Below are 19809 nucleotides of genomic sequence, written 5' to 3' on the forward strand. Positions count from 1 at the left end.
CCGGCCCTGCGTGCGCTATGCGTTCGCAGGGCCGGATATTCGAGTCGGGAAGAATTGCGGGTCAACGTAGCTCATGAGTGATTCAGCGAGTCAGGTAAGCAGCCGGAAGGCGCGCGTCGCGTCGTCGACGGCGTCGTTGCTCGAACGAACAGCCGTCGTGGCGAAGGATTTCGGGCGCACGGATCTGGTGCGCCGACTCGAGAACGCTCAGGTGAGAGTCAACGACCCGCGTATTCGCATCGTGGTGGTCGGACCCCTCAAGCAGGGCAAGAGCCAGTTCGTCAATTCTCTGCTCGGCATCGACGTGTGCTCGGTCGGTGACGACGAGACCACGGCCGTGGCGACGGTAGTCCAGTACGCGGAGACCGCGGTCGCCGAACTGATTCTCGCCGATCCGGGTGCGGCGCCCATTCGGGTGCCCCTCCCGCTCGAGGAACTGATGGGGATCACCCCGGCCACGCCTCGCGCCGAAGGGCGTGAGGTTCTGCGTGTGGAAGTGGGTGTTCCCAGTCCGCTGTTGGCCGACGGTTTGGTTCTGATCGACACCCCTGGTGTCGGCGGTCATGGAAATCCTCATGCTGCAGGAACATTGGGATTGATCACTGCGGCCGATGCAGTGTTGGTTCTGTCGGACTCCAGCCAGGAGTTCACCGAACCGGAGCTGGGATTCATCCGCCAGGTCGTCAATCTGTGTCCTGCGGTAGCCGGGCTGATCAGCAAGACCGATCTGTACCCGCATTGGCGGCAGATCCTCGACGCCGATCGCGGACATCTCCAGCGTGCCGGGTTGGATCTGCCGCTCATTCCGATCTCCTCGGTACTGCGCTCGCACGCGCTGAGGCTGGGGGACAAGGAACTCGAAGCGGAATCCGGATTTTTGGACCTCTATCAGTTCTTGCGGGACAACGTCGTTGCGCGTGCCGAATCGAATACTCGACGCGCAGTTGCGATGGATGTGCGTTCTGCGGCAGCGCATCTGACGTTGGAGATGGGCAGTGAGCTTGCGGCGCTGAAGGATCCGTCGACCGCTCAGGCAGCGGTCGCGGGACTGCAGCGTGCCCGGGCAGCGGCCGAGGAACTGCACAAGAAGACCTCACTGTGGCAGCAGAGCCTCGGTGACGGCATCGCAGACCTCGCCGCCGACATCGATCACGACCTCCGGGACCGGTTGCGCCGGGTGACCCGCCAGGCCGAGGAGACGGTCGACGAAGGCGATCCCGGTAAGGACTGGGACGTCGTGGGGGAGTGGCTCGAACAGGAGATCGCCACCGCGATCGGTGACAACTTCGTGTGGGCGCATGATCGCGCACAGTGGCTGGCAGAAGTTGTGGCGCAGCACTTTGCGGAGACCGGTGACGTCGCGCTCCCGCATCTCGACGTCGCCGACACCGACGGTTTCCTGGAACCGGTCGGTGCATTGGCGGACCTCGAATCCGGCCGAATCGGCATCACTCAGAAAGTCCTGGTCGGCATGCGCGGCTCGTACGGCGGCGTGCTCATGTTCGGCTTGATCACCACGATGATGGGCATGGCACTGGTCAATCCGATCTCCATCGGCGCCGGGGTTCTGCTGGGCACCAAGGCTTATCGTGAAGACAAGCAGGCTCAGGTGCTCAAGCGTCGCGCTGAGGCGAAAGCGGCCATCCGACGGTTTGCCGACGACGTCAGCTTCCAGGTGGGCAAGGAGTCGAAGGACCGCCTGCGCCTGGTGCAGCGGCTGTTGCGTGATCACTTCACCGACATCGCCGAGCAGGCGTTGCGCTCGATCAACGAATCCCTCCGCGCCACTCAGGAAGCCGCGCAGTTGGAATCGAGTGAACATGCCGCTCGGATCAAGCGTCTGGAGACCGACATGCGCGTCGTCGCGGAGCTCGACGCCGTTGCCGGAACGCTGATCGGCGAAACTCCCGCTCCTGCCTCGGCAAAGGTGACCAACGCATGAATGCCGCGACCACCGTGACCGCAGTGGAGTCGGCACACGCCCTGATCGACCACGCCAGACGTGCCTACGCCGATCAGCCGCAGACGCGCGCCCAGTTGGAAGAATGTGCGGCCAGGCTCGACGAGCCACTCCGGGTGGCGCTCGCCGGCTCCCTCAAAGCGGGTAAGTCGACGCTGCTCAATTCGCTTGTCGGACAGGATATAGCGCCTACCGACGCGACGGAATGCACACGCGTCGTCACCTGGTATCGGAACGGGACGACGCCGCAGGTGACCGCGACGGCCGAGAACGGTGCCGAGTTCAACGTGCCGGTGACGCGCCGCGACGGCAGGCTCACGTTCGATCTGGGCGAGTACACCGCAGACTCGGTGGACCGCATCGACGTCGACTGGCCGTCTTCGGCATTGGCTCGTACGACGATCATCGACACACCGGGCACCTCGTCGCTCTCGACCGAGGTCTCGGCCCGCACCTGGGACATGCTCGTTCCCGACGGTGAGGCACCGGGCGCGGATGCAGTGGTCTACCTCTTGCGGGCTCTCAACGCCAGTGACATGCAGTTCCTCGGGAAGATCGCGGATCACGTGGGCGGAGAATCCGGGCCACTCGGAGTGATCGGAGTTCTCTCGCGTGCCGATGAGGTCGGCGCAGGCAGGCTCGACGCGTTGTCTTCGGCGAAGGACGTCGCGGCGCGATTCGCCGAGGAGTTGGAGCGAACCGGCCTGTGCCAGTCGGTGGTTCCGGTGGCAGGTCTACTCGCGCTCGCTGCTCGGACGATGAGGCAGAGCGAGTTCGCGGCCTTCTCGGCGCTCGCGCAGGTTCCGGCCGAGGATCTGAGCCTTGCACTGCTCTCCGCGGATCGCTTTGCCAGGCAGGACAGTCCGCTGCCGGTCGATGCGGCGATGCGGGCGCAATTGGCCGATCGGTTCGGGCTCTTCGGAATTCGCCTAGCCGTGACGTCGATCAAGTTGGGGGCGACCGATTCACCGTCCCTGGCGGCCGAATTGTTGGAGCGCAGCGGCCTGGACGAACTGCGTCAGGTGATCGACGTTCAATTCGGGCAGCGGGCAGATCAGCTCAAATCGCACACGGCGCTGGTGACGCTGGGAAGAATCCTCGAAGCCGATCCGAGCGAGGAAGGCGATCAGATCGCGGCGGAGGCGCAACGGTTGCTTGCCGATGTTCACGGCTTTCACGAACTTCGCCTGCTCGGGCGTCTTCGTTCGGTACACACGGATCTGCCACCCGACGACCTGGCACAACTGCAAAGACTGATCGGCGGCTACGGAATCCGGGCAAGTGACCGGTTGGGCTGCGAACCGGAAGAATCGCCGGAGGTGCAGCGTGCGCGGGCCACGGCGGCTGTCCGCAGATGGCGCGAGTTGTCCAGACATCCGCTCTTCGACAGGTTCACCTCGCGCGCCTGCCTGGTCGCCGCCCGCAGCGCCGAGGGCGTCCTGGCTGAAATTGTGCCCGAATAGGGACCCGTTCACTATGCGAGCGCCGGACGAGGGTTCTATCTTGAGTTCGGGATGATCCGGACATAACTCCCAGGTTCGGGTCCCACCTCGATGGGAGCACGCGCATGGCGAGTGACATCAAGTCCGCTTCACCGGATCGAGCCACCCTCGTCCTGGGGACGCTCATCCTGGTCGCTGCGGTCGCGAACCTCAATCTCTCGGTCGCGAATGTCGCTTTGCCCGATATCGGGCGGGCTTTCGACGCCAGTCAGACGCAACTGAACCTGATCGCGGTCGGCTACTCGCTGGGCCTGGCCGGAACGGTGCTCTACCTGGGGGCCTTGGGAGACCGATACGGCCGCAAGATGTTGCTGGTCACCGGCATGGCGCTGTCCATTCCGGCGTCGATCGTGGCGGGATTCGCCGGGAACTTCGAAGTGCTGTTCCTCGCTCGGATAGTCGGAGGCGTCTCGGCAGGTCTGGCGTTCCCGACCACGCTGGCAATCATCACGGCGTTGTGGGCCGGACCGGCACGAACCAAGGCGATTGCCATGTGGTCGGCAATCGGTGGCGCGATTTCAGCACTCGGTCCGATCGTCTCGGGGGCGCTGCTCGAGCAGTTTCACTGGGGTTCGGTCTTCTTCGTCACCCTTCCCTTGGCCCTTGTGGCACTGATCTGTTCCCTGGTGTTGGTTCCCGCTCACGTCAACGAGACGACCGAGCGAGTCGATCACCTCGGCGGCATAGTGTCGATCGTCTTCATCGGGGCGCTGGTATTGTCCATCAACTTTGCGCCGGTGAAGGGTTCGGGCACGTTGGCTCTGGTGCTCGGGGCGATAGCAGTTGTCGCGGGTATCGGGTTCTTCCTGCAACAGCGACGCGCGGTCAATCCGCTGTTCGATCTTCACGTAGCTGCGCGCCCGACCTTCTGGGTCGCGGCGGTGGGTGGGTTGGTCGTGTTCGGTTCGCTCATGGGCGCGATGTTCATCGGCCAGCAGTTCCTGCAGAACGTCCTCGGGTACTCGACGCTGGCAGCCGGTGCGGCGATCATTCCGGCTGCGCTGGCGATGGTGGTCGTTGCGCCGCGCTCGGCGACCATGATCGAAAGGTACGGCGCCCGCGTCACGCTGCTCGCCGGCTACCTGTTCGTGGTTCTCGGGTTGTTCGTCGCGCTGTTCCTGTGGAACGAAAGCACACAGTATTGGCAGGTCGCGTTGGCCTATGCGCTTGTCGGCATCGGCGTCGGTCTGGCCGGCACACCGGCATCGCGTTCGCTGACCGGATCCGTTCCCGTGCACCGCGCTGGTATGGCGTCGGGAACCTCGGACCTGCAACGCGACCTGGGCGGCGCCATCATGCAGTCGATTCTCGGCGGAATACTCACGGCCGGGTACGCAAAATCGTTGGGAAATGCGATCTCGTCCTCGCCGAACGCATCCGAAGTGACTCCCGAAACTCAGGCCGCGCTCACCAAATCCTTCTCCAGCGCCGAAGTTCTGGCGGAACGCTACCCGCAATACGCGGAGCAAATCATGACCGCCGCCAAAAACGCCTTCCTGGACGGGGATACAAACGCCTACATCGCGGCGAGCATCATCGTGTGTGCCGGTGCCGCGGTGGTGACGTTCTTCTATCCGCGTCGCGAGCGCGAACGAGTCCTGCTGGCGCAGTACGCGGCGGAATCCGATCTAGCCGCGGAGAAGAGTTGAGCGCGCTCTGGTAGTGATGAGGGATGCCACAGCTACTTCTCATCGATTCGTCCGCCGAACTCCACCACTCGACCTCACGTGATCTGACCGCACTGTTCGCTCAGCAGTGGTCGAAGAACAGTCCGGATCACACGACGGTGACGTTGGACCTGCACCGGGATCCCTTGCCGCACCTCGCGGACGCGGCCCTGCACTATGCACCACGCTTGCGAGTCGAGGGCGAGATTCCGGATCCCGCAGCGGAAGCACTCCAGGCTCGGGTCATCGAGCAACTTACCGCTGCAGACGTCGTCGTGATCGGTGCGCCGATGTACAACTGGTCGATCCCGTCCACGTTGAAGGCGTGGATCGACTACGTACACGTCCTGGGGACTACGGTCCCTTTCGACACGCGTACTCAGCCTCTGGCAGGTAAGCCGGTGGTGATCGTCTCCAGCCGCGGAAACACCTATGCGCCGGGCTCGGGAAACGAGGCCAACGATCACACCGTCCCGCCACTCGTTCAGGTGCTCGGGGTGTCGATGGGAATGGATGTCTCCGTCATCACCGCGGAACTGACTTTGGCGCAACGTATTCCGGCGATGGCACCTCTGATCGAGCAGGGTGACGCGAGCCTGCGTGCTGCCCGGGAGTCGTTGACCGAGCTGGCCCGTGCCTTGGGGGCCTGATCAAGAAGTTCGACCGGGTTCAGGTGAGAGACGAGATCATCGACGCCACGTCTGACGGTTCTACGTCGTAACCGGGGAAATAGCAGCACACTTCGTCCGCATGTTCGCCGAACCGCCGCCGAATCTCGGTGGCGCACTCTTCGGGAGTGCCGACGACGGCGAGTGTGGTCAGCATCGGATCGGTGATCAGCGACGCCATCTCGGTGTAGCCACCTCGCTTCGACAGGGCATTGAGTTCCGGTTGGACCTCGCCCCACCCTTCGACGTCGAGCACCGGACGGTATGCGGGCGTCGAACCGTAGAACGAGAGCAGGCCTCGGACGCCTCTGGCGGCCGCGGCAAGTTGATCGTCGCCGCGGCCGACGCCGACGATGACCTGCGGGATGATCGTGAATTCGTCTCGGGTGCGGCCGGATTCGCGAAGACCGGCATCGACGGCCGGAAGTGTTCGTTCGAGGAAATGACGTTGCGTGTGGAACGGCATGACCAGTAGTCCGTCGGCCACCTCGGCAGCCGTCCTGGTCATCACCGGTCCGAGCGCACCCATCAGGATGGGCGGCGGCCCATAGGGGTTGGGGCCGGGATCGAACGTCGGAGGCATCAACGTGTGGGTGAAGAACTCGCCGCGGAAGTTCAGCGTCGAGGTGTTCTCCCACGCAGTGAAGATCGCCTTGACCGCTGCGACCGTCTCCTTCATGCGGGCCGCCGGACGCGACCAAGTTGCGCTGTAGCGTTTTTCGATGTGCGGTTTGATCTGCGATCCGAGACCCAGTCGAAAGTGGCCGCGACTGAGCAACTGCAGGTCGTTGGCCGAATGCGCCAGATGCATGGGACTGCGGGGGAATGCGATGGCGACGTTGGTCATCAGGTCGAGGTCGACGGCCGATGCTGCTTCGACGAGCGGGAAGAACACGTCGTGTGGTCCCTCGAACGTGAACAGGCCACCGGCGCCGGTCTCCGCGAGTTCACGGCTACGAGCAGCGCCCGCGCCCGGCGCGGAGTCCAGTTGTACGTGAACCTTCATCGGCGTCCCCGCAGCCAGGTGCTGACACCGGGAGCGAACGGAGCGATCGCCGCCACCGCGACCAGGGCGCAGTAGAGAATCGGACCCCATCTCAGAACTCCGGCGCCGATGTCTGCTGCGCCGTCGACCAGAGACATGAAGCCGAGTCCGGCCGCGATGCTCACGACTCCCACGATCGCCGTCATCACCCGCCCGGCGTTCTTGCGTGCGCGGAGGAGTTGAAGGCTCATGAGTGCGAGCAGGACCAGGACGAGAGCGCCGCCGCCGCTGCCCGCGAGTACGACGGTCACGGCATCGGAGATGTCGGTGGACGAGTATCCGGGATTGTCGCGCGCAGTCGATTCTTCGAGAGCCGACCGGACGTCGTCGAGGCTGGTGACTACCACTCCGGCGATTCCGGCCAGGACGACGAACGAGCCGATCCAGGCAGAGGTGGACAATGTCACGGCTTTGGGTGTCTCGTCGCTCGCTGCAGGTCGGAGCGGCCGAACCGAGACGTCGGGTCGCTCGGGTGCCGGGCGTGGAGGTGACGGGCGAGGAGGTCGCGCGGGAGAATTGTCGGGATCGGTCACCGGCCGATCCTAGCCATTCGGAGAGATACGGAAGTGATGTGGCGCACTTTTCCGGCTTTTCGGGGAAGGCGGGAACAAATCTACGTGGGCTGTAGTTGACCATTTCGACAAGCTTGAGCGCCCTCGGCTCAACTTCAAGTTGACTCCCGGCCACGGTCGGAGGCAAACTTGAGCGGAGGACGCTCACCAAGCGAAAAACTCGCGGTCATGTTCGAGAGCAACCACTCGGGCAGAGAACCGCAGAACGAAAGGTAGGAACACTATGGCTCGTGCAGTCGGTATCGATCTCGGTACGACCAACTCGGTAGTTGCAGTGCTGGAGGGCGGCGAGCCCGTAGTGGTCGCCAACGCCGAAGGCTCACGTACCACCCCCTCGGTGGTCGCATTTGCCAAGAACGGCGAGGTTCTCGTCGGTCAGCCCGCGAAGAACCAGGCAGTCACGAACGTCGACCGCACCCTCCGCTCCGTCAAGCGCCACATCGGCACTGACTGGAACGTGGAAATCGACGGCAAGAAGTACACGCCGCAGGAAATCAGCGCCCGCACGCTCATGAAGCTCAAGCGTGACGCGGAGGCTTACCTCGGCGAAGACATCACCGACGCCGTCATCACCGTCCCCGCGTACTTCGAGGACGCACAGCGTCAGGCAACCAAGGAAGCCGGCCAGATCGCCGGCCTCAACGTCCTTCGTATCGTCAACGAGCCCACCGCGGCTGCACTGGCATACGGACTCGACAAGGGTGACACCGAGCAGACCATTCTGGTCTTCGACCTCGGTGGCGGCACCTTCGACGTCTCCCTGCTCGAAATCGGCGACGGTGTCGTCGAGGTTCGCGCAACCTCCGGTGACAACCACCTCGGTGGCGACGACTGGGACGAGCGCGTCGTCGCTTGGCTGGTCGACAAGTTCAAGGCTCAGAACGGCATCGATCTGACCAAGGACAAGATGGCCCTGCAGCGTCTGCGTGAGGCTGCGGAGAAGGCGAAGATCGAGCTCTCCAGCTCGCAGAGCACCTCCATCAACCTCCCGTACATCACGGTCGACGCGGACAAGAACCCGCTCTTCCTGGACGAGCAGCTCACCCGCAGCGAGTTCCAGAAGATCACCTCGGACCTGCTCGATCGCACTCGTGCGCCGTTCCAGGCAGTGATCAAGGACAGCGGAATCGCCGTCAAGGACATCGACCATGTCGTGCTCGTCGGTGGCTCCACCCGTATGCCGGCCGTCTCCGATCTGGTTCGTGAACTGACCGGTGGCCGTGAGCCCAACAAGGGCGTCAACCCGGACGAGGTCGTCGCCGTCGGCGCCGCACTCCAGGCCGGTGTGCTCAAGGGTGAGGTCAAGGACGTTCTGCTCCTCGACGTCACGCCGCTTTCCCTCGGCATCGAAACCAAGGGTGGCGTGATGACCAAGCTCATCGAGCGCAACACCACGATCCCCACGAAGCGTTCCGAGACCTTCACCACCGCTGACGACAACCAGCCTTCGGTGCAGATCCAGGTCTTCCAGGGTGAGCGCGAAATCGCTTCGCACAACAAGCTGCTCGGCTCCTTCGAGCTCACCGATCTGCCGCCCGCCCCGCGTGGCGTTCCGCAGATCGAGGTCACCTTCGACATCGACGCCAACGGCATCGTGCACGTGACGGCGAAGGACAAGGGCACCGGCAAGGAAAACACGATCAAGATCCAGGACGGCTCCGGTCTGTCCAAGGAAGAGATCGAGCGCATGGTCAAGGATGCCGAGGCTCACGCCGAGGAAGACAAGGCCCGTCGCGAAGAGGCAGAGGTTCGCAACCAGGCCGAGTCGCTGGTCCACCAGACGGAGAAGTTCGTCAAGGAGCAGCGTGAAGGTGAGAACGCGGGCAAGGTCTCCGAGGAGATCCTGACCAAGGTCGAGGCAGCGGTCAAGGACGTCAACGACGCCCTGGCAGGCACCGACATCGCTGCAGTGAAGACCGCAGTGGAGAAGCTGGGCACCGAGTCGCAGGCTCTGGGCCAGGCCATCTACGAGGCTTCCGCTGCAAACGAGGCCGGAAACACCGACGGCGCAGGCAATGACGACGACGTCGTCGACGCCGAGGTTGTCGACGAGCCCACCGACTCGGACAAGAAGTGACCTCGGACAACCCCGAGAACAACCCGGTCGACCCCGAGACCGGTGCACAGGGAGAGGCGGCGGGGGAATCCCTGCCGCCGCTCGACTCGGAAGACACAGGGGTAGTTCAGGAAGCAGAGTCGATCGTGGAGGAAGCATCCGCCACCGATCAGCTCGCCGAACGGACTGCGGATCTGCAGCGACTTCAGGCGGAGTTCACCAACTACCGTCGTCGCGTCGAGCGTGACAAGCAGGTCATCAAGGAAACCGCGCGGGCTTCGGTCATCACCGAGCTCATCGGAATTCTCGACGACCTGGATCGCGCTCGGGCACACGGTGACCTCGAATCGGGTCCACTGCGTGCACTCGCAGACAAACTCAACACGACTCTGACGGGTCTGGGTTTGACCGACTTCGGTAGCGAGGGTGACGATTTCGATCCCGCACTCCACGAAGCGGTGCAACATGAAGGCGAAGGCCACGACCCGGTACTCGGGACGGTCATGCGCAAGGGATACAAGCTCGGCGACCGGGTCCTTCGGACCGCAATGGTGGCCGTGACGGACCGGGTAGGCGACAAGCCTGCAGACGGTTCAGAACAAGAAGCGAAGTAAGAGTGAGAGGAGGAGACGCCCAGTGAGTCAACGGGAGTGGATCGAGAAGGACTTCTACAAGGAGCTGGGCGTCTCGTCCACCGCGACGGCCGACGAAATCAAGAAGGCGTATCGCAAGCTGGCTCGGGATCTTCATCCCGACGCCAACCCTGACGATGTGAAGGCCGAAGAGCGTTTCAAGTCCGTCAGTGAAGCTCATGCCGTTCTGTCTGATCCGGACAAGCGCAAGGAGTACGACGAGGCTCGGCGCCTCTTTGCCAGCGGCGGCTTCGGCCCCCGCGCGCAGGGCGGCGGCGGATTCAACCCCGGCGCTGGTGGTTTCGACATCAACGACCTGTTCGGCGGCGGGGCCGGTGGGCAGGACTCGGGTCTCGGAGACATCTTCGGCGGATTGTTCAACCGCGGGGGAGCGGGCCAGCGAACAGCTGCGCCCAACCGCCCGCGTCGAGGCAAGGATCTCGAGACCGAGACGACGCTCGCCTTTCGTGAAGCAGCGCTCGGTGTCACCGTCCCTCTTCGTCTGACCAGCCCTACGTCGTGCACCACGTGTCACGGCAGCGGCGCAAAGCCAGGCACCAGCCCGCGAGTGTGCCCACATTGCAACGGAACCGGCGTGGTCAGCCGGAACCAGGGCGCCTTCGGATTCAGTGAGCCGTGTGACGATTGCCGGGGAACCGGCTCGATCATCGACTCGCCGTGTGAAGACTGCCACGGTAGCGGCGTCACCAATCGCACACGGACCATCACGGTTCGCGTGCCTGCCGGTGTGAGCGACGGTCAGAAGATCAGACTCAAGGGCAAGGGCGAAGCGGGACTCCGCGGCGCTCCGGCCGGCGACCTGTTCGTCAACATCCGCGTCAAGCCGGACAGTGTCTTCGGACGCAACGGCGACGACCTGACACTGACGGTTCCGGTGAGCTACGGCGAGCTGGTGCTGGGAACGACACTGTCCGTGCCGACTTTGGAAGGCCGTGTCGGAGTGAAGGTTCCGGCTGGAACGGTGGACGGACGCATTCTGCGAGTTCGCGGACGCGGTATCCCCAAGCGGCCGGACGGTGCCGGTGACCTTCTGGTCACGGTCAAGGTATCCGTTCCGCAGAAGTTGGACGACCCGGCGATCGAAGCGCTGAAAACCTATCTCGAAGCCGAGAAGGCGAGCGGGTTCGATCCACGGGCCGGGTGGGCCGGTGCATGATGACAGAGCGACCGCAGAATCAATGGGATGCGACGGTCGATCCTGACGCTCAGATCTTCGTGATCTCGGTGGCAGCCGAGTTGGCCGGAATGCACGCGCAGACTTTGCGTAACTACGACCGACTCGGGTTGGTCACCCCGCATCGAACCACCGGTGGCGGACGACGCTACTCCCCGCGCGATGTTGCGCTTCTTCGTGAAGTACAACGGCTTTCGCAGGACGAGGGAGTCAACCTTGCCGGAATCAAACGAATCATCGAACTGACCAACCAGGTCGAGGCTCTGCAGCATCGCGTCCGCGAATTGGCCGAGGAGATCGCGAAAGTCCATGCGGGCTATCGCCGGGATCTCGTGCCGATTCCGCGCAACAACGCGTTGGTGGTCTGGAAGCCCCGCAACCAGCGATAGTCGGACCTTTACACAAACGGCTCCACGCCCTGTCGGATTCATTTCGTCGAATCCGCCAGGGCGTGGAGCCGTTTCGGCGTTTCCACCCAGCGGGAAGAGATCTGTCGACGCCGCCTCAATGTGCATAGCGTCCGCTTCCATGACTCCACTTTTCAGCGTTTGACGTTATCCAGATCACATTCTATGCTCCATCCCAAGCAACTGCTTGCTAGATCATCAAGCGGGTGCTTGGTTGGCTGGTGCTCGAAATCAGGCACGTCCACCGGCCGATCATTCTTTCGTCAGGTATTCGCCTGACGTTCGGTGCATACATGTGTTCTAGGAGTGCAGACATGAATCGTCGGCCCATTCTTGTTGCGGCAGTTGCCGTGACGGCTCTGGCTCTTGCAGGGTGCAGTGGTTCTTCGGAGTCCGACGGAGGTGCGGACTCGCCCTACCGTGTGCTGCTGACCGGCGGGATCAGTGCACAGGGAGTCCTCGCGGCTAATTCGCAGACCTCGCTGCTCGCCACCAAGGCGGGCGTTCAGGTCCAGAACGAAGCCGGGGGGATCGGTGGCCGTCAGATCGAGCTCACTACGGTGGACGACGCGGGTGACGCAACCATCGCCGTCACCAAGCTGCGCGAAGCCATCAATTCGGGGAACAAGCCTGACCTCTACCTGAACTCGGGTCCGTCGTCGATCGCGGCTGCGGTTCTGCCGATCCTCAAGCAGAACAACATTCTCTCGATGAGCATGGCTCCCTCGCCCGATTCGACGGACCCCTCGAAGTTCCCGCTCAACTTCGATCTGGCTCCGGGTGCGACCGATACCGCTCGCGGAATTTCCGAGTACGCGAAGTCCAAGGGTTACAGCAGCGTCGGAGTCTTGCACGGCAGCACCGCTTACGGTGAGCTGTTCGGCGAAGAAATGACCAGTGCTTTGCAATCCGCAGGTCTGAAGGCCGCCGGTAACGAGGAGTACGACGCCGCCGCTTTGGACATGACGGCGCAGTTGCAGTCGCTCAAGAATTCGGGTGCCGCGGCAATCGCCTTGGATGCGTACGGCGCTCCTCTCGGATACGTGTTGCAAAGCCTCGAGCGACTCGGCTGGGACGTGCCGCTGGTCGGAAACACCTCGGTGTCTGCCACCAACCTGATCGCGAATGATCCGCCGGCCGGTGTGCTCGGCACCCCGCAGGTGAAGAACCTGGTGACGCAGGTGTTCAGCAGCACGGTGTTCGATCCGAACAACGCACTCGTCAACACGATGGTGGACACGATGGCTTCGCTGGGCTCCATCCCGTCGACGCTGATCCTCGCAGACAACTACGACGCATTCCCCCTCGTCGCGGCGGCAGCGGAGAAGGTCGGCAGTTCGACCGATCCGAAGAAGCTCGCCGAAGCACTGGAAACCACTGAGGTCCAGGAGAATGCCAAGACCGCATTCCTCTCGCGCTACAACTTCAGCTCCGACAACCACGGCCCGAACCCGGACACCAGCGAGCTGAAGTTCATCAGCCCGACGAAGATCCTCAACGGTCAGTTCGGAAACCCGGCTGCGTCATGACCATTCTGTGGTCCGGATTGGCGCTCGGCGCGGTTTACGTGCTGGTTGCCATCGGGTACAACATCGTTTTCGTTTCCTCCAACACATTCAACTTCGCTCAAGCTCAGCTGATGATGGTGGGCACCTTTGTCGCCTACACGGGTCTGGTGACCCTGAAACTCCCCGTTCTCGTGGTGGCCGTCATGGCTACCGTGACCGTGATGCTCCTCGCCTCGGTCGAGGAGATCGTCGCGATCAGACCGGTGGCCGATCACCAGAACCAGTTGGTCACGACGTTGGGTGTCGCAACTCTGCTCAACGGCGCCACTCAATTGATCTGGGGTAGTGAACCTCTCACGGTTCCGTTCTTCGGATCGAACGAACCGATCACCCTGCTCGGCGGCCGTACCTACCCGGTCGAGATCGCTCTGCTGGTTGCGGCGATCGCACTGGTCGTCGGGTTGAGTTACGTCTCGAAGAAAACGATGACGGGTCTGGCTCTGATCGGCATCTCCGAGGATCGTGAAGCGGCGATGCTGCGAGGAGTCAACGTACGACGGTTGGCACTGGGAGCGTTTGCCTTCTCGGGTGCCTTGGCCGGTGTCCTCGGACTCTTCGTCGGCCCCAAGACGTTTGCAGTTGCGACGTTGGGTGCAGCGTTGGCCCTCAAGGGATTCGTGGCGTTGGCGATCGGCGGGTTCGGCTCTCTGCCTGGCGCTTTGATCGGCGGTCTGACCGTCGGCCTGGTGGAATCGTTCACCGCCCTGTGGGCGGGAAGTCAGTACAGCAATATCGCCGTCTTCACGGTGCTGATCGTCATCTTGATGGTCAAACCGGCTGGACTGTTCGGCAATGTCCGAGAACGGGTGGTGTGAGATGGTAAGTGCGTGGCGGACTTTCCGTTCCCTACCGAGCTGGATCATCCCACTCGTCCTGGCCGTGGTGATCCTGCTGCTGCCCGTGATGGGACTCGACCTGTCGACATCACGTCAGATTCAATTGGCCTGCATCCTGGCACTTGTGGTCAGTGGCCTGAACTTGAGCCTCGGCTTTGCCGGTGAACTGGCACTCGGCCAGGCAGCGATGTACGCGGCCGGTGCCTACACCGCGGGTCTGATGTCCCAGGCAGGTCACACCGACATTCTGCTTCAGCTTGCTGCCTCCGGAGCAGTGGCACTGGCGGTCGGAATCCTGACCGGTGTTCCCGGTCTGCGCCTGGGCAACTGGTCCCTGGCGATGACGTCGTTCTTCCTGGTTCTGCTGGTACCGGACGTACTGGCGATCTTCGGTGGCAAGACCGGCGGCCGAAACGGCCTCACCGGTATGGAGCCGCCGACGTTCTTCGGTTCCGAACTCGACACCCAGCAGTACTACATGGTGGTCGTCGTCGTGACCGTGCTCTGGTTCGCGGTGATGCGTAACCTGGTGGTCTCGCGGCACGGCATCGCGTTCCGCACGCTCAAGCAGTCGCCGGTTCTGGCGTCGTCGCAGGGTGTATCGGTGTACCGGATGAAGCTGCTCGGTTATGCCATCGGTGCGTTCCCCGCCGGTCTGGCGGGTGCGCTGTTCGCCAACACCGACCTGTTCATCTCGCCGGAAGCCTTCGGGTTCACCTTTGCCACAGCAGTTCTGGCGGCGTCGATCCTCGGCGGTGCGGCAAGTGTGTACGGCGCCGTGGTCGGTGCCGCGATCATGCAGCTCGGTCCCAACCAGTCGACGGCGTTCCAGGAGTATTCGCTGATCTTCTACGGCGGCTTCCTGATCATCGGCGGTGTGCTTCTCTCCGGGGGTTTGACCAAGGTCGGGCGAGCGATCGTCTCGAAACTCGATCGCAAGGCCGGACTGGGCGTAGTCACCGCAAAGGAAAACAGCGGTGGGACACCGGAACTGGCGCCGATCAACGGAGCACGGTTGGTGGTCGACGGAGTGTCCAAAGCGTTCGGTGGCAACCAGGCGCTCAATGCGGCAACCCTGACCGCAGAGGCCGGTAAGGTCACCGCGTTGATCGGGCCCAACGGTTCGGGTAAGACGACCATGCTCAACATGATCTGCGGCTTCTACACCGCAGATGCGGGCGTGATCACGATCGGTGACACGGTGGTCTCGCAGTCGTCGCCGCACAAGGTGGCGCGCGTGGGTGTGGCGCGCACGTTCCAAACTCCGACGATTCCGGAAAACATCACGGTTCTGGAAGCTGTTGCATCCGGACGTTATTCGGTGCACCGAGCGTCGATGGCGTCGGCTGTGCTTCGCCTGCCCAGCTTCCGCAGGATCGCGAAGGCCGACATCGTCGAGGCCGAGCGTGTCCTCGAACTCGTGGGGATGTCGCACTTGCGCAACGAGATCGCGACGTCGCTGCCCCTGGGGATGCGTCGCATGCTCGAGGTTGCTCGCGCCGTCATCGCCGAACCGAGGGTCGTCCTCTTCGACGAGGTGGCATCCGGACTCGACGAGGACGAACTCGAACGCCTGGCAGATCTGATCCGGGTACTGCGAGATGCCGGGGCGACAGTGGTGTTGGTGGAGCACAACTTCCGCCTCGTCCTCTCGCTGGCCGACGAGATAGTCGTGCTGGCGCAAGGGCAGGTGATCGCGACCGGCGATGCGGCAACCATCGAACATCACCCACGCGTCTTGAGCGAGTACCTCGGAGTCAAGTCCGGTGACGAAGAAGCACTTCTCGAAGAAATCGGCGCGGTAGACCATCAGACCAGTGAGGTGAAGTGATGGAACCGATTCTGAAGGTCCGAAACTTGCAGACCGGGTACGGCGATCTGCGCGTCGTCTGGGATGTCTCGTTCGACGTCTATCCCGGTCAGGTGACCGCCCTGCTCGGACGCAACGGCGCAGGCAAGACGAGCACGCTCCGTGCCCTGTCCGGCCTCAACAAGGTGGCCTCCGGAACCGTCGAGATGGACGGCGCCGACATCACCGGAGTCCCCGCGCACAAACGGGTACGACAGGGGATGGCGTACGTGCAGGAGGGCAAGCGGGTCTTCCACAAGCAGACCGTCGAGCAGAACCTCCTGCTGGGCGGGTACACCCGCAAGGCAAAGCGCGGCGAGCTTATGGAATCCGTCGAATCGATGTACGAGATGTTCCCGATCCTGGGGGAGAAGCGTTCGCTTCCCGCCGGTTCCATGTCGGGCGGTCAGCAGCAGATGCTCGCGATCGGCGCAGCGCTGATGGCGCAGCCTAGGTTGCTCCTTCTCGACGAACCTTCGGGCGGTCTCGCTCCCGTGATCGTCGGTGAGGTGATGGACCGCGTCCAACAACTCAAGGAAACCGGCCTGGCTGTTCTACTGGTCGAGCAGGCAGTCGAGGCCGCGATGAGCGTCGCCGATCATGTCACGGTCCTCGACATCGGCAAGGTGGTTCTCGACGCCGATGCCAAGGACATCGACGACCTGGCAGTGCTCAAGGATGCGTACTTCGGACGCGTCTGAACGGCAATGACGACTTCAGCCCGGCCTCCTCGGCCGGGCTGAAGCCGTTTCCCGCTCCGTGGCACGGGCCCTAGCCGGCTCGGGGCCATCGATCTACCGTCCTGCAAACAACTCCCGCGAGAGGCAAACTCGATGACCACTGCTCCCGACGTGCTCGCCCCGGCGAAGCTCGGCCCGGTGACCCTTCGAAATCGAATCATCAAGTCCGCGACATTCGAAGGCAAAACTCCCGACGCCCTGGTCACCGACGAGCTGATCGAGTTCCATCGTCGCCCAGCCGCCGGCGGAGTCGGGATGTCCACCGTCGCGTATTGCGCCGTCGCACCGGAAGGGCGCACCGAATACGGCCAGCTCTGGATGCGGCCCGATGCCCTCCCCGGGCTTCGGCGGCTCACCGATGCCATTCACGCCGAAGGTGCTGCTGCGTCGGCGCAGCTCGGCCATGCCGGTCCCGTGGCGAATCAGAAGTCGACCGGACTGCCCGCGCTGGCACCGTCGAGTTCGTTCAATCCGTTGAGCATGAGGATGATTCGCACTGCCACGACAGCGGACATCACCAGAATTGCGGCGGCGCACGGGAGCGCTGCGCGACTTGCCGTCGAGGCAGGATTCGACGCCGTCGAGATCCACTTCGGTCACAACTATTTCGCGAGCTCGTTCCTGAGCCCGAAACTCAACCGTCGTAAGGACTCCTACGGCGGATCGCTGGAGAACCGGGCTCGCGTCGTACTCGAAACTGCACGCAGTGTGCGCGATGCCGTCGGTGACAAGATCGCGATCTTGGCCAAGCTGAACATGGACGACGGTGTGCCAGGCGGATTCTGGGTGGACGAAGCAATCCAGGTGGCGCAGTGGCTCGAAGCATCCGGAAGCGTCGACGCGCTCGAGTTGACGATGGGCAGTTCACTGCTCAACCCGATGTACCTGTTCAAGGGCGATGCGCCGATCCGCGAGTTCGCCGCCGCGATGCCGCAACCTGTTCGACTCGGTGTGCAGTTGGTGGGGAAGAGCATGTTGCATACCTATCCGTACAAGCCGTTGTTCATGCTGGAAGAGGCTCGGCAGATTCGTGCTGCGGTGAAGTTGCCGCTCGTGCTGCTCGGGGGTGTCACGGACAAAGCGGGCATGGATACCGCAATGGCGGAAGGGTTCGAGTTCGTCGCCATGGCACGGGCGCTGCTCAGAGAACCGGATCTGATCAATCGGATCGCGGCCGAATCCGATACCCAATCACTGTGCATCCACTGCAACAAGTGCATGCCCACGATCTTCAGTGGCGCCCGCTGCGTGTTGGTCGAACGCGTCTGAGCTGGTCAGCGCACACCACGTCCCGACATCCATGCGGATACCGGGTCGTGGGCCGTAGCGGATCAAGTTCGTGGTCGCATCAACGCTTGGTTCAGTTCTGCGTGAAGACGTCGTAGGAGGCGTTCATCGTGGGGTAGCCGGTGGCCATGTAGTCGGTGAGGATGACGTGCGTCGGGTCGCCGATGATGCGAGTCCCGTCGAGGGTGGGGTTGCCGACGTAGTTGTTGGCAGCCATGACCGTCTGGACGCCGTCGGCGACGTTGTAGGTGACGTCGACACCGATACCGCGGGGATCGCTGCTGTAGGCGGTGACGATCTCGGTGGTGTGCGGGGCCAGGTAGGAGCGGGGGCCGTTGATCCACTGTCCGTAGGGGTTGGACGCGCTGTCCAGCAGCATCGGGTTGTCGGTGTTGTTGGTGATGGTCATGGCAACCGTCGGGCCGTCGGTGGGCATGGTGCCGGCGTTGGCGATCGCTGCGGTTCCCAGTGCGGTTCCGCCGACAGCGAGGGCGATTGCGGTGACTGCTACGAAGCGAGTGGTGTTGGTACGCATGATGTCTGCTCCTGGGATGGTGTGTGGTTGCCGTTCTCGGCGATGAATCAATCTTGTCGCGAATGAGTGCTGCAGTATGTCCGCCGACGGGGCCGTGGCGGGGTTGAATCTCTTGTCCCCCGATCGGGGGAGGCGTAAGTGCTCGCATTGCTGGTACGGGCGTGAGAAAGTGAGCAATGCGCGAAGGCACGAAGCCGCTGGCCGGCAAGGTTTCCGTGGTGGTCGGCGACGATCACCCACTGTTCCGTGAGGGCGTGGTTCGGGCTCTGACCGGCAGTGACGGCATCGACGTCCTGGGCGAGGCCGACGACGGCGCAGCAGCGCTCGCAATGATCCGCGAACTACGCCCGCAGGTCGCGCTGCTCGACTTCCGGATGCCGCACCTGGATGGAACTCAGGTCGCCGCCGCAGTCGTTCGAGACGAGCTTCCGACGCGTGTGCTTCTGCTCAGCGCTCACGACGAATCGTCTGTCGTGTACCAGGCCCTGCAAGCCGGTGCTGCCGGATTCCTGCCGAAGGAATCCACTCGCGCCGAGATCGTGAGTGCCGTGCTCGACTGTGCTGCGGGACGAGATGTGTTGCCGCCCAGTATCGCCGCCGGATTGGTAGGAGAGGTTCGGCGTCGTAGTGAACCGTCCGGTCCGACGCTCAGCGCCCGCGAACGTGAGGTTCTCGGATTGATCGCGCAGGGCGCCAGCATCCCGGTCATCGCCTCACAACTCTTTCTTGCGCCCTCCACCGTCAAAACTCACGTGCAGCGCCTCTACGAGAAACTCGGAGTCAACGATCGAGGCGCCGCCGTCGCCGCTGCAATGCGGCAGGGATTGTTGGAGTGAGCAAGCGTCACCGAAGCACGTACGTGACGTTCATGGCCGGGTAACCCGAGGTCATCGTCACCGTGACGTCGTGGCTGTCGGGGGCGTACGTACCTCCGGCATCCGCCCTGGTCTTCGAGTTGGTAGCACTGAAGACAAACACCCCACCGTCGTCGGAGCGGTACGTGAGCACGATGGGGAAGTCGTTCTGGTTCTTGCTCGTGGCCACAACGTTCACGTTCATGTTGGGGAGGATGTAGTCCGCCGGCGGGACGACCCAGTCGCCGTTCGGGTTGGATGCGTCGACCAGATACAGGGCCCCGCAACCCGAATTGCTGATCATCGCCGTCGTGACGGATGTGTCGGTCATCGACTTCACCGTGTTCGCACCGGCGGAGCGGGCAACGAGAGCTGCCATGCTGAGGCCGGAGAAGGAAAGTGCTTCAGGTCGAATTGTGTTGGTGCTCATCATGTT

Annotated in this window: 18 protein-coding genes; 14 read left to right on the top strand and 4 right to left on the bottom strand. The window is 63.1% G+C overall.

The genetic code is table 11. The annotated features are described in order from the left end of the window. Positions 1-73: 73 nt before the first annotated feature. The 4 genes from GN300_RS17655 to GN300_RS17670 all read left to right on the top strand — a co-directional run bounded on the left by GN300_RS17655 (position 74) and on the right by GN300_RS17670 (position 5779). Complete coding sequence (locus tag GN300_RS17655; protein WP_007726689.1) at positions 74-1942, top strand: dynamin family protein; 1869 nt, start codon at positions 74-76, stop codon at positions 1940-1942. After that, entirely contained in the window at positions 1939-3423 is a 1485-nt protein-coding gene (locus GN300_RS17660) for a dynamin family protein (protein WP_054827512.1), read from the top strand. The genes GN300_RS17655 and GN300_RS17660 overlap by 4 nt, the downstream gene beginning before the upstream one ends. Before the next feature lie 104 nt (positions 3424-3527). After that, entirely contained in the window at positions 3528-5111 is a 1584-nt protein-coding gene (locus GN300_RS17665; protein WP_063314852.1) for an MFS transporter, read from the top strand. A 23-nt stretch (positions 5112-5134) separates the two neighbouring features. Beyond that, positions 5135-5779 carry an FMN-dependent NADH-azoreductase gene (locus tag GN300_RS17670; RefSeq protein WP_063314851.1) on the top strand — a complete coding sequence of 215 codons (645 nt, stop codon included), beginning with the start codon at positions 5135-5137 and terminating at the stop codon, positions 5777-5779. A 19-nt stretch (positions 5780-5798) separates the two neighbouring features. Here GN300_RS17670 and GN300_RS17675 read toward each other — a convergent pair whose 3' ends face one another. Further along, positions 5799-6803 (bottom strand): TIGR03617 family F420-dependent LLM class oxidoreductase, encoded by a 1005-nt coding sequence (locus tag GN300_RS17675; protein WP_063314850.1) that lies wholly within the window; start codon positions 6801-6803, stop codon positions 5799-5801. Further along, entirely contained in the window at positions 6800-7375 is a 576-nt protein-coding gene (locus GN300_RS17680; protein WP_039972689.1) for a hypothetical protein, read from the bottom strand. Before GN300_RS17680 ends, GN300_RS17675 begins: the two co-directional genes overlap by 4 nt. A 262-nt stretch (positions 7376-7637) precedes the next feature. Between GN300_RS17680 and dnaK the strand changes: the two genes are divergently transcribed. The 9 genes from dnaK to GN300_RS17725 all read left to right on the top strand — a co-directional run bounded on the left by dnaK (position 7638) and on the right by GN300_RS17725 (position 17966). After that, on the top strand, positions 7638-9491 hold the full coding sequence (gene dnaK / locus GN300_RS17685; protein WP_003944365.1) for a molecular chaperone DnaK: 1854 nt from the start codon (positions 7638-7640) through the stop codon (positions 9489-9491). Further along, a complete protein-coding gene (gene grpE / locus GN300_RS17690; protein WP_003944430.1) occupies positions 9488-10084 on the top strand; it encodes a nucleotide exchange factor GrpE in 597 nt (198 codons plus the stop codon). Before dnaK ends, grpE begins: the two co-directional genes overlap by 4 nt. Before the next feature lie 22 nt (positions 10085-10106). Then, complete coding sequence (dnaJ, locus tag GN300_RS17695; protein WP_058038558.1) at positions 10107-11279, top strand: molecular chaperone DnaJ; 1173 nt, start codon at positions 10107-10109, stop codon at positions 11277-11279. After that, on the top strand, positions 11276-11686 hold the full coding sequence (locus GN300_RS17700) for a heat shock protein transcriptional repressor HspR (protein ID WP_003944355.1): 411 nt from the start codon (positions 11276-11278) through the stop codon (positions 11684-11686). Before dnaJ ends, GN300_RS17700 begins: the two co-directional genes overlap by 4 nt. 332 nt (positions 11687-12018) lie before the next feature. Beyond that, positions 12019-13233, top strand: a complete 1215-nt coding sequence (locus GN300_RS17705; protein WP_007726702.1) for an ABC transporter substrate-binding protein — start codon at positions 12019-12021, stop codon at positions 13231-13233. Beyond that, entirely contained in the window at positions 13230-14087 is an 858-nt protein-coding gene (locus tag GN300_RS17710) for a branched-chain amino acid ABC transporter permease (RefSeq protein WP_007726703.1), read from the top strand. Before GN300_RS17705 ends, GN300_RS17710 begins: the two co-directional genes overlap by 4 nt. A gap of 1 nt (position 14088) precedes the next feature. After that, positions 14089-15939, top strand: a complete 1851-nt coding sequence (locus tag GN300_RS17715) for an ATP-binding cassette domain-containing protein (protein WP_054781170.1) — start codon at positions 14089-14091, stop codon at positions 15937-15939. Next, positions 15939-16658, top strand: a complete 720-nt coding sequence (locus GN300_RS17720; RefSeq protein WP_003944438.1) for an ABC transporter ATP-binding protein — start codon at positions 15939-15941, stop codon at positions 16656-16658. Before GN300_RS17715 ends, GN300_RS17720 begins: the two co-directional genes overlap by 1 nt. Before the next feature lie 132 nt (positions 16659-16790). Further along, positions 16791-17966, top strand: a complete 1176-nt coding sequence (locus GN300_RS17725) for an NADH:flavin oxidoreductase (protein WP_042452220.1) — start codon at positions 16791-16793, stop codon at positions 17964-17966. A 91-nt stretch (positions 17967-18057) separates the two neighbouring features. Here the strand turns inward: GN300_RS17725 and GN300_RS17730 are convergent, their stop codons facing one another. Beyond that, positions 18058-18519: a hypothetical protein gene (locus GN300_RS17730; RefSeq protein WP_007726708.1), complete on the bottom strand. Its 462-nt coding sequence runs from the start codon at positions 18517-18519 to the stop codon at positions 18058-18060. A 176-nt stretch (positions 18520-18695) separates the two neighbouring features. Here GN300_RS17730 and GN300_RS17735 point away from each other — a divergent pair, with 176 nt between their 5' ends. Next, positions 18696-19355, top strand: a complete 660-nt coding sequence (locus tag GN300_RS17735; RefSeq protein WP_063314849.1) for a response regulator transcription factor — start codon at positions 18696-18698, stop codon at positions 19353-19355. A 7-nt stretch (positions 19356-19362) separates the two neighbouring features. Here GN300_RS17735 and GN300_RS17740 read toward each other — a convergent pair whose 3' ends face one another. After that, complete coding sequence (locus GN300_RS17740) at positions 19363-19803, bottom strand: hypothetical protein (RefSeq protein ID WP_063315137.1); 441 nt, start codon at positions 19801-19803, stop codon at positions 19363-19365. Positions 19804-19809 lie beyond the last annotated feature (6 nt).

Origin of the sequence: Rhodococcus sp. Ni2 (assembly GCF_021352185.1) — a bacterium.
GTDB lineage: Bacteria > Actinomycetota > Actinomycetes > Mycobacteriales > Mycobacteriaceae > Rhodococcus_F > Rhodococcus_F qingshengii.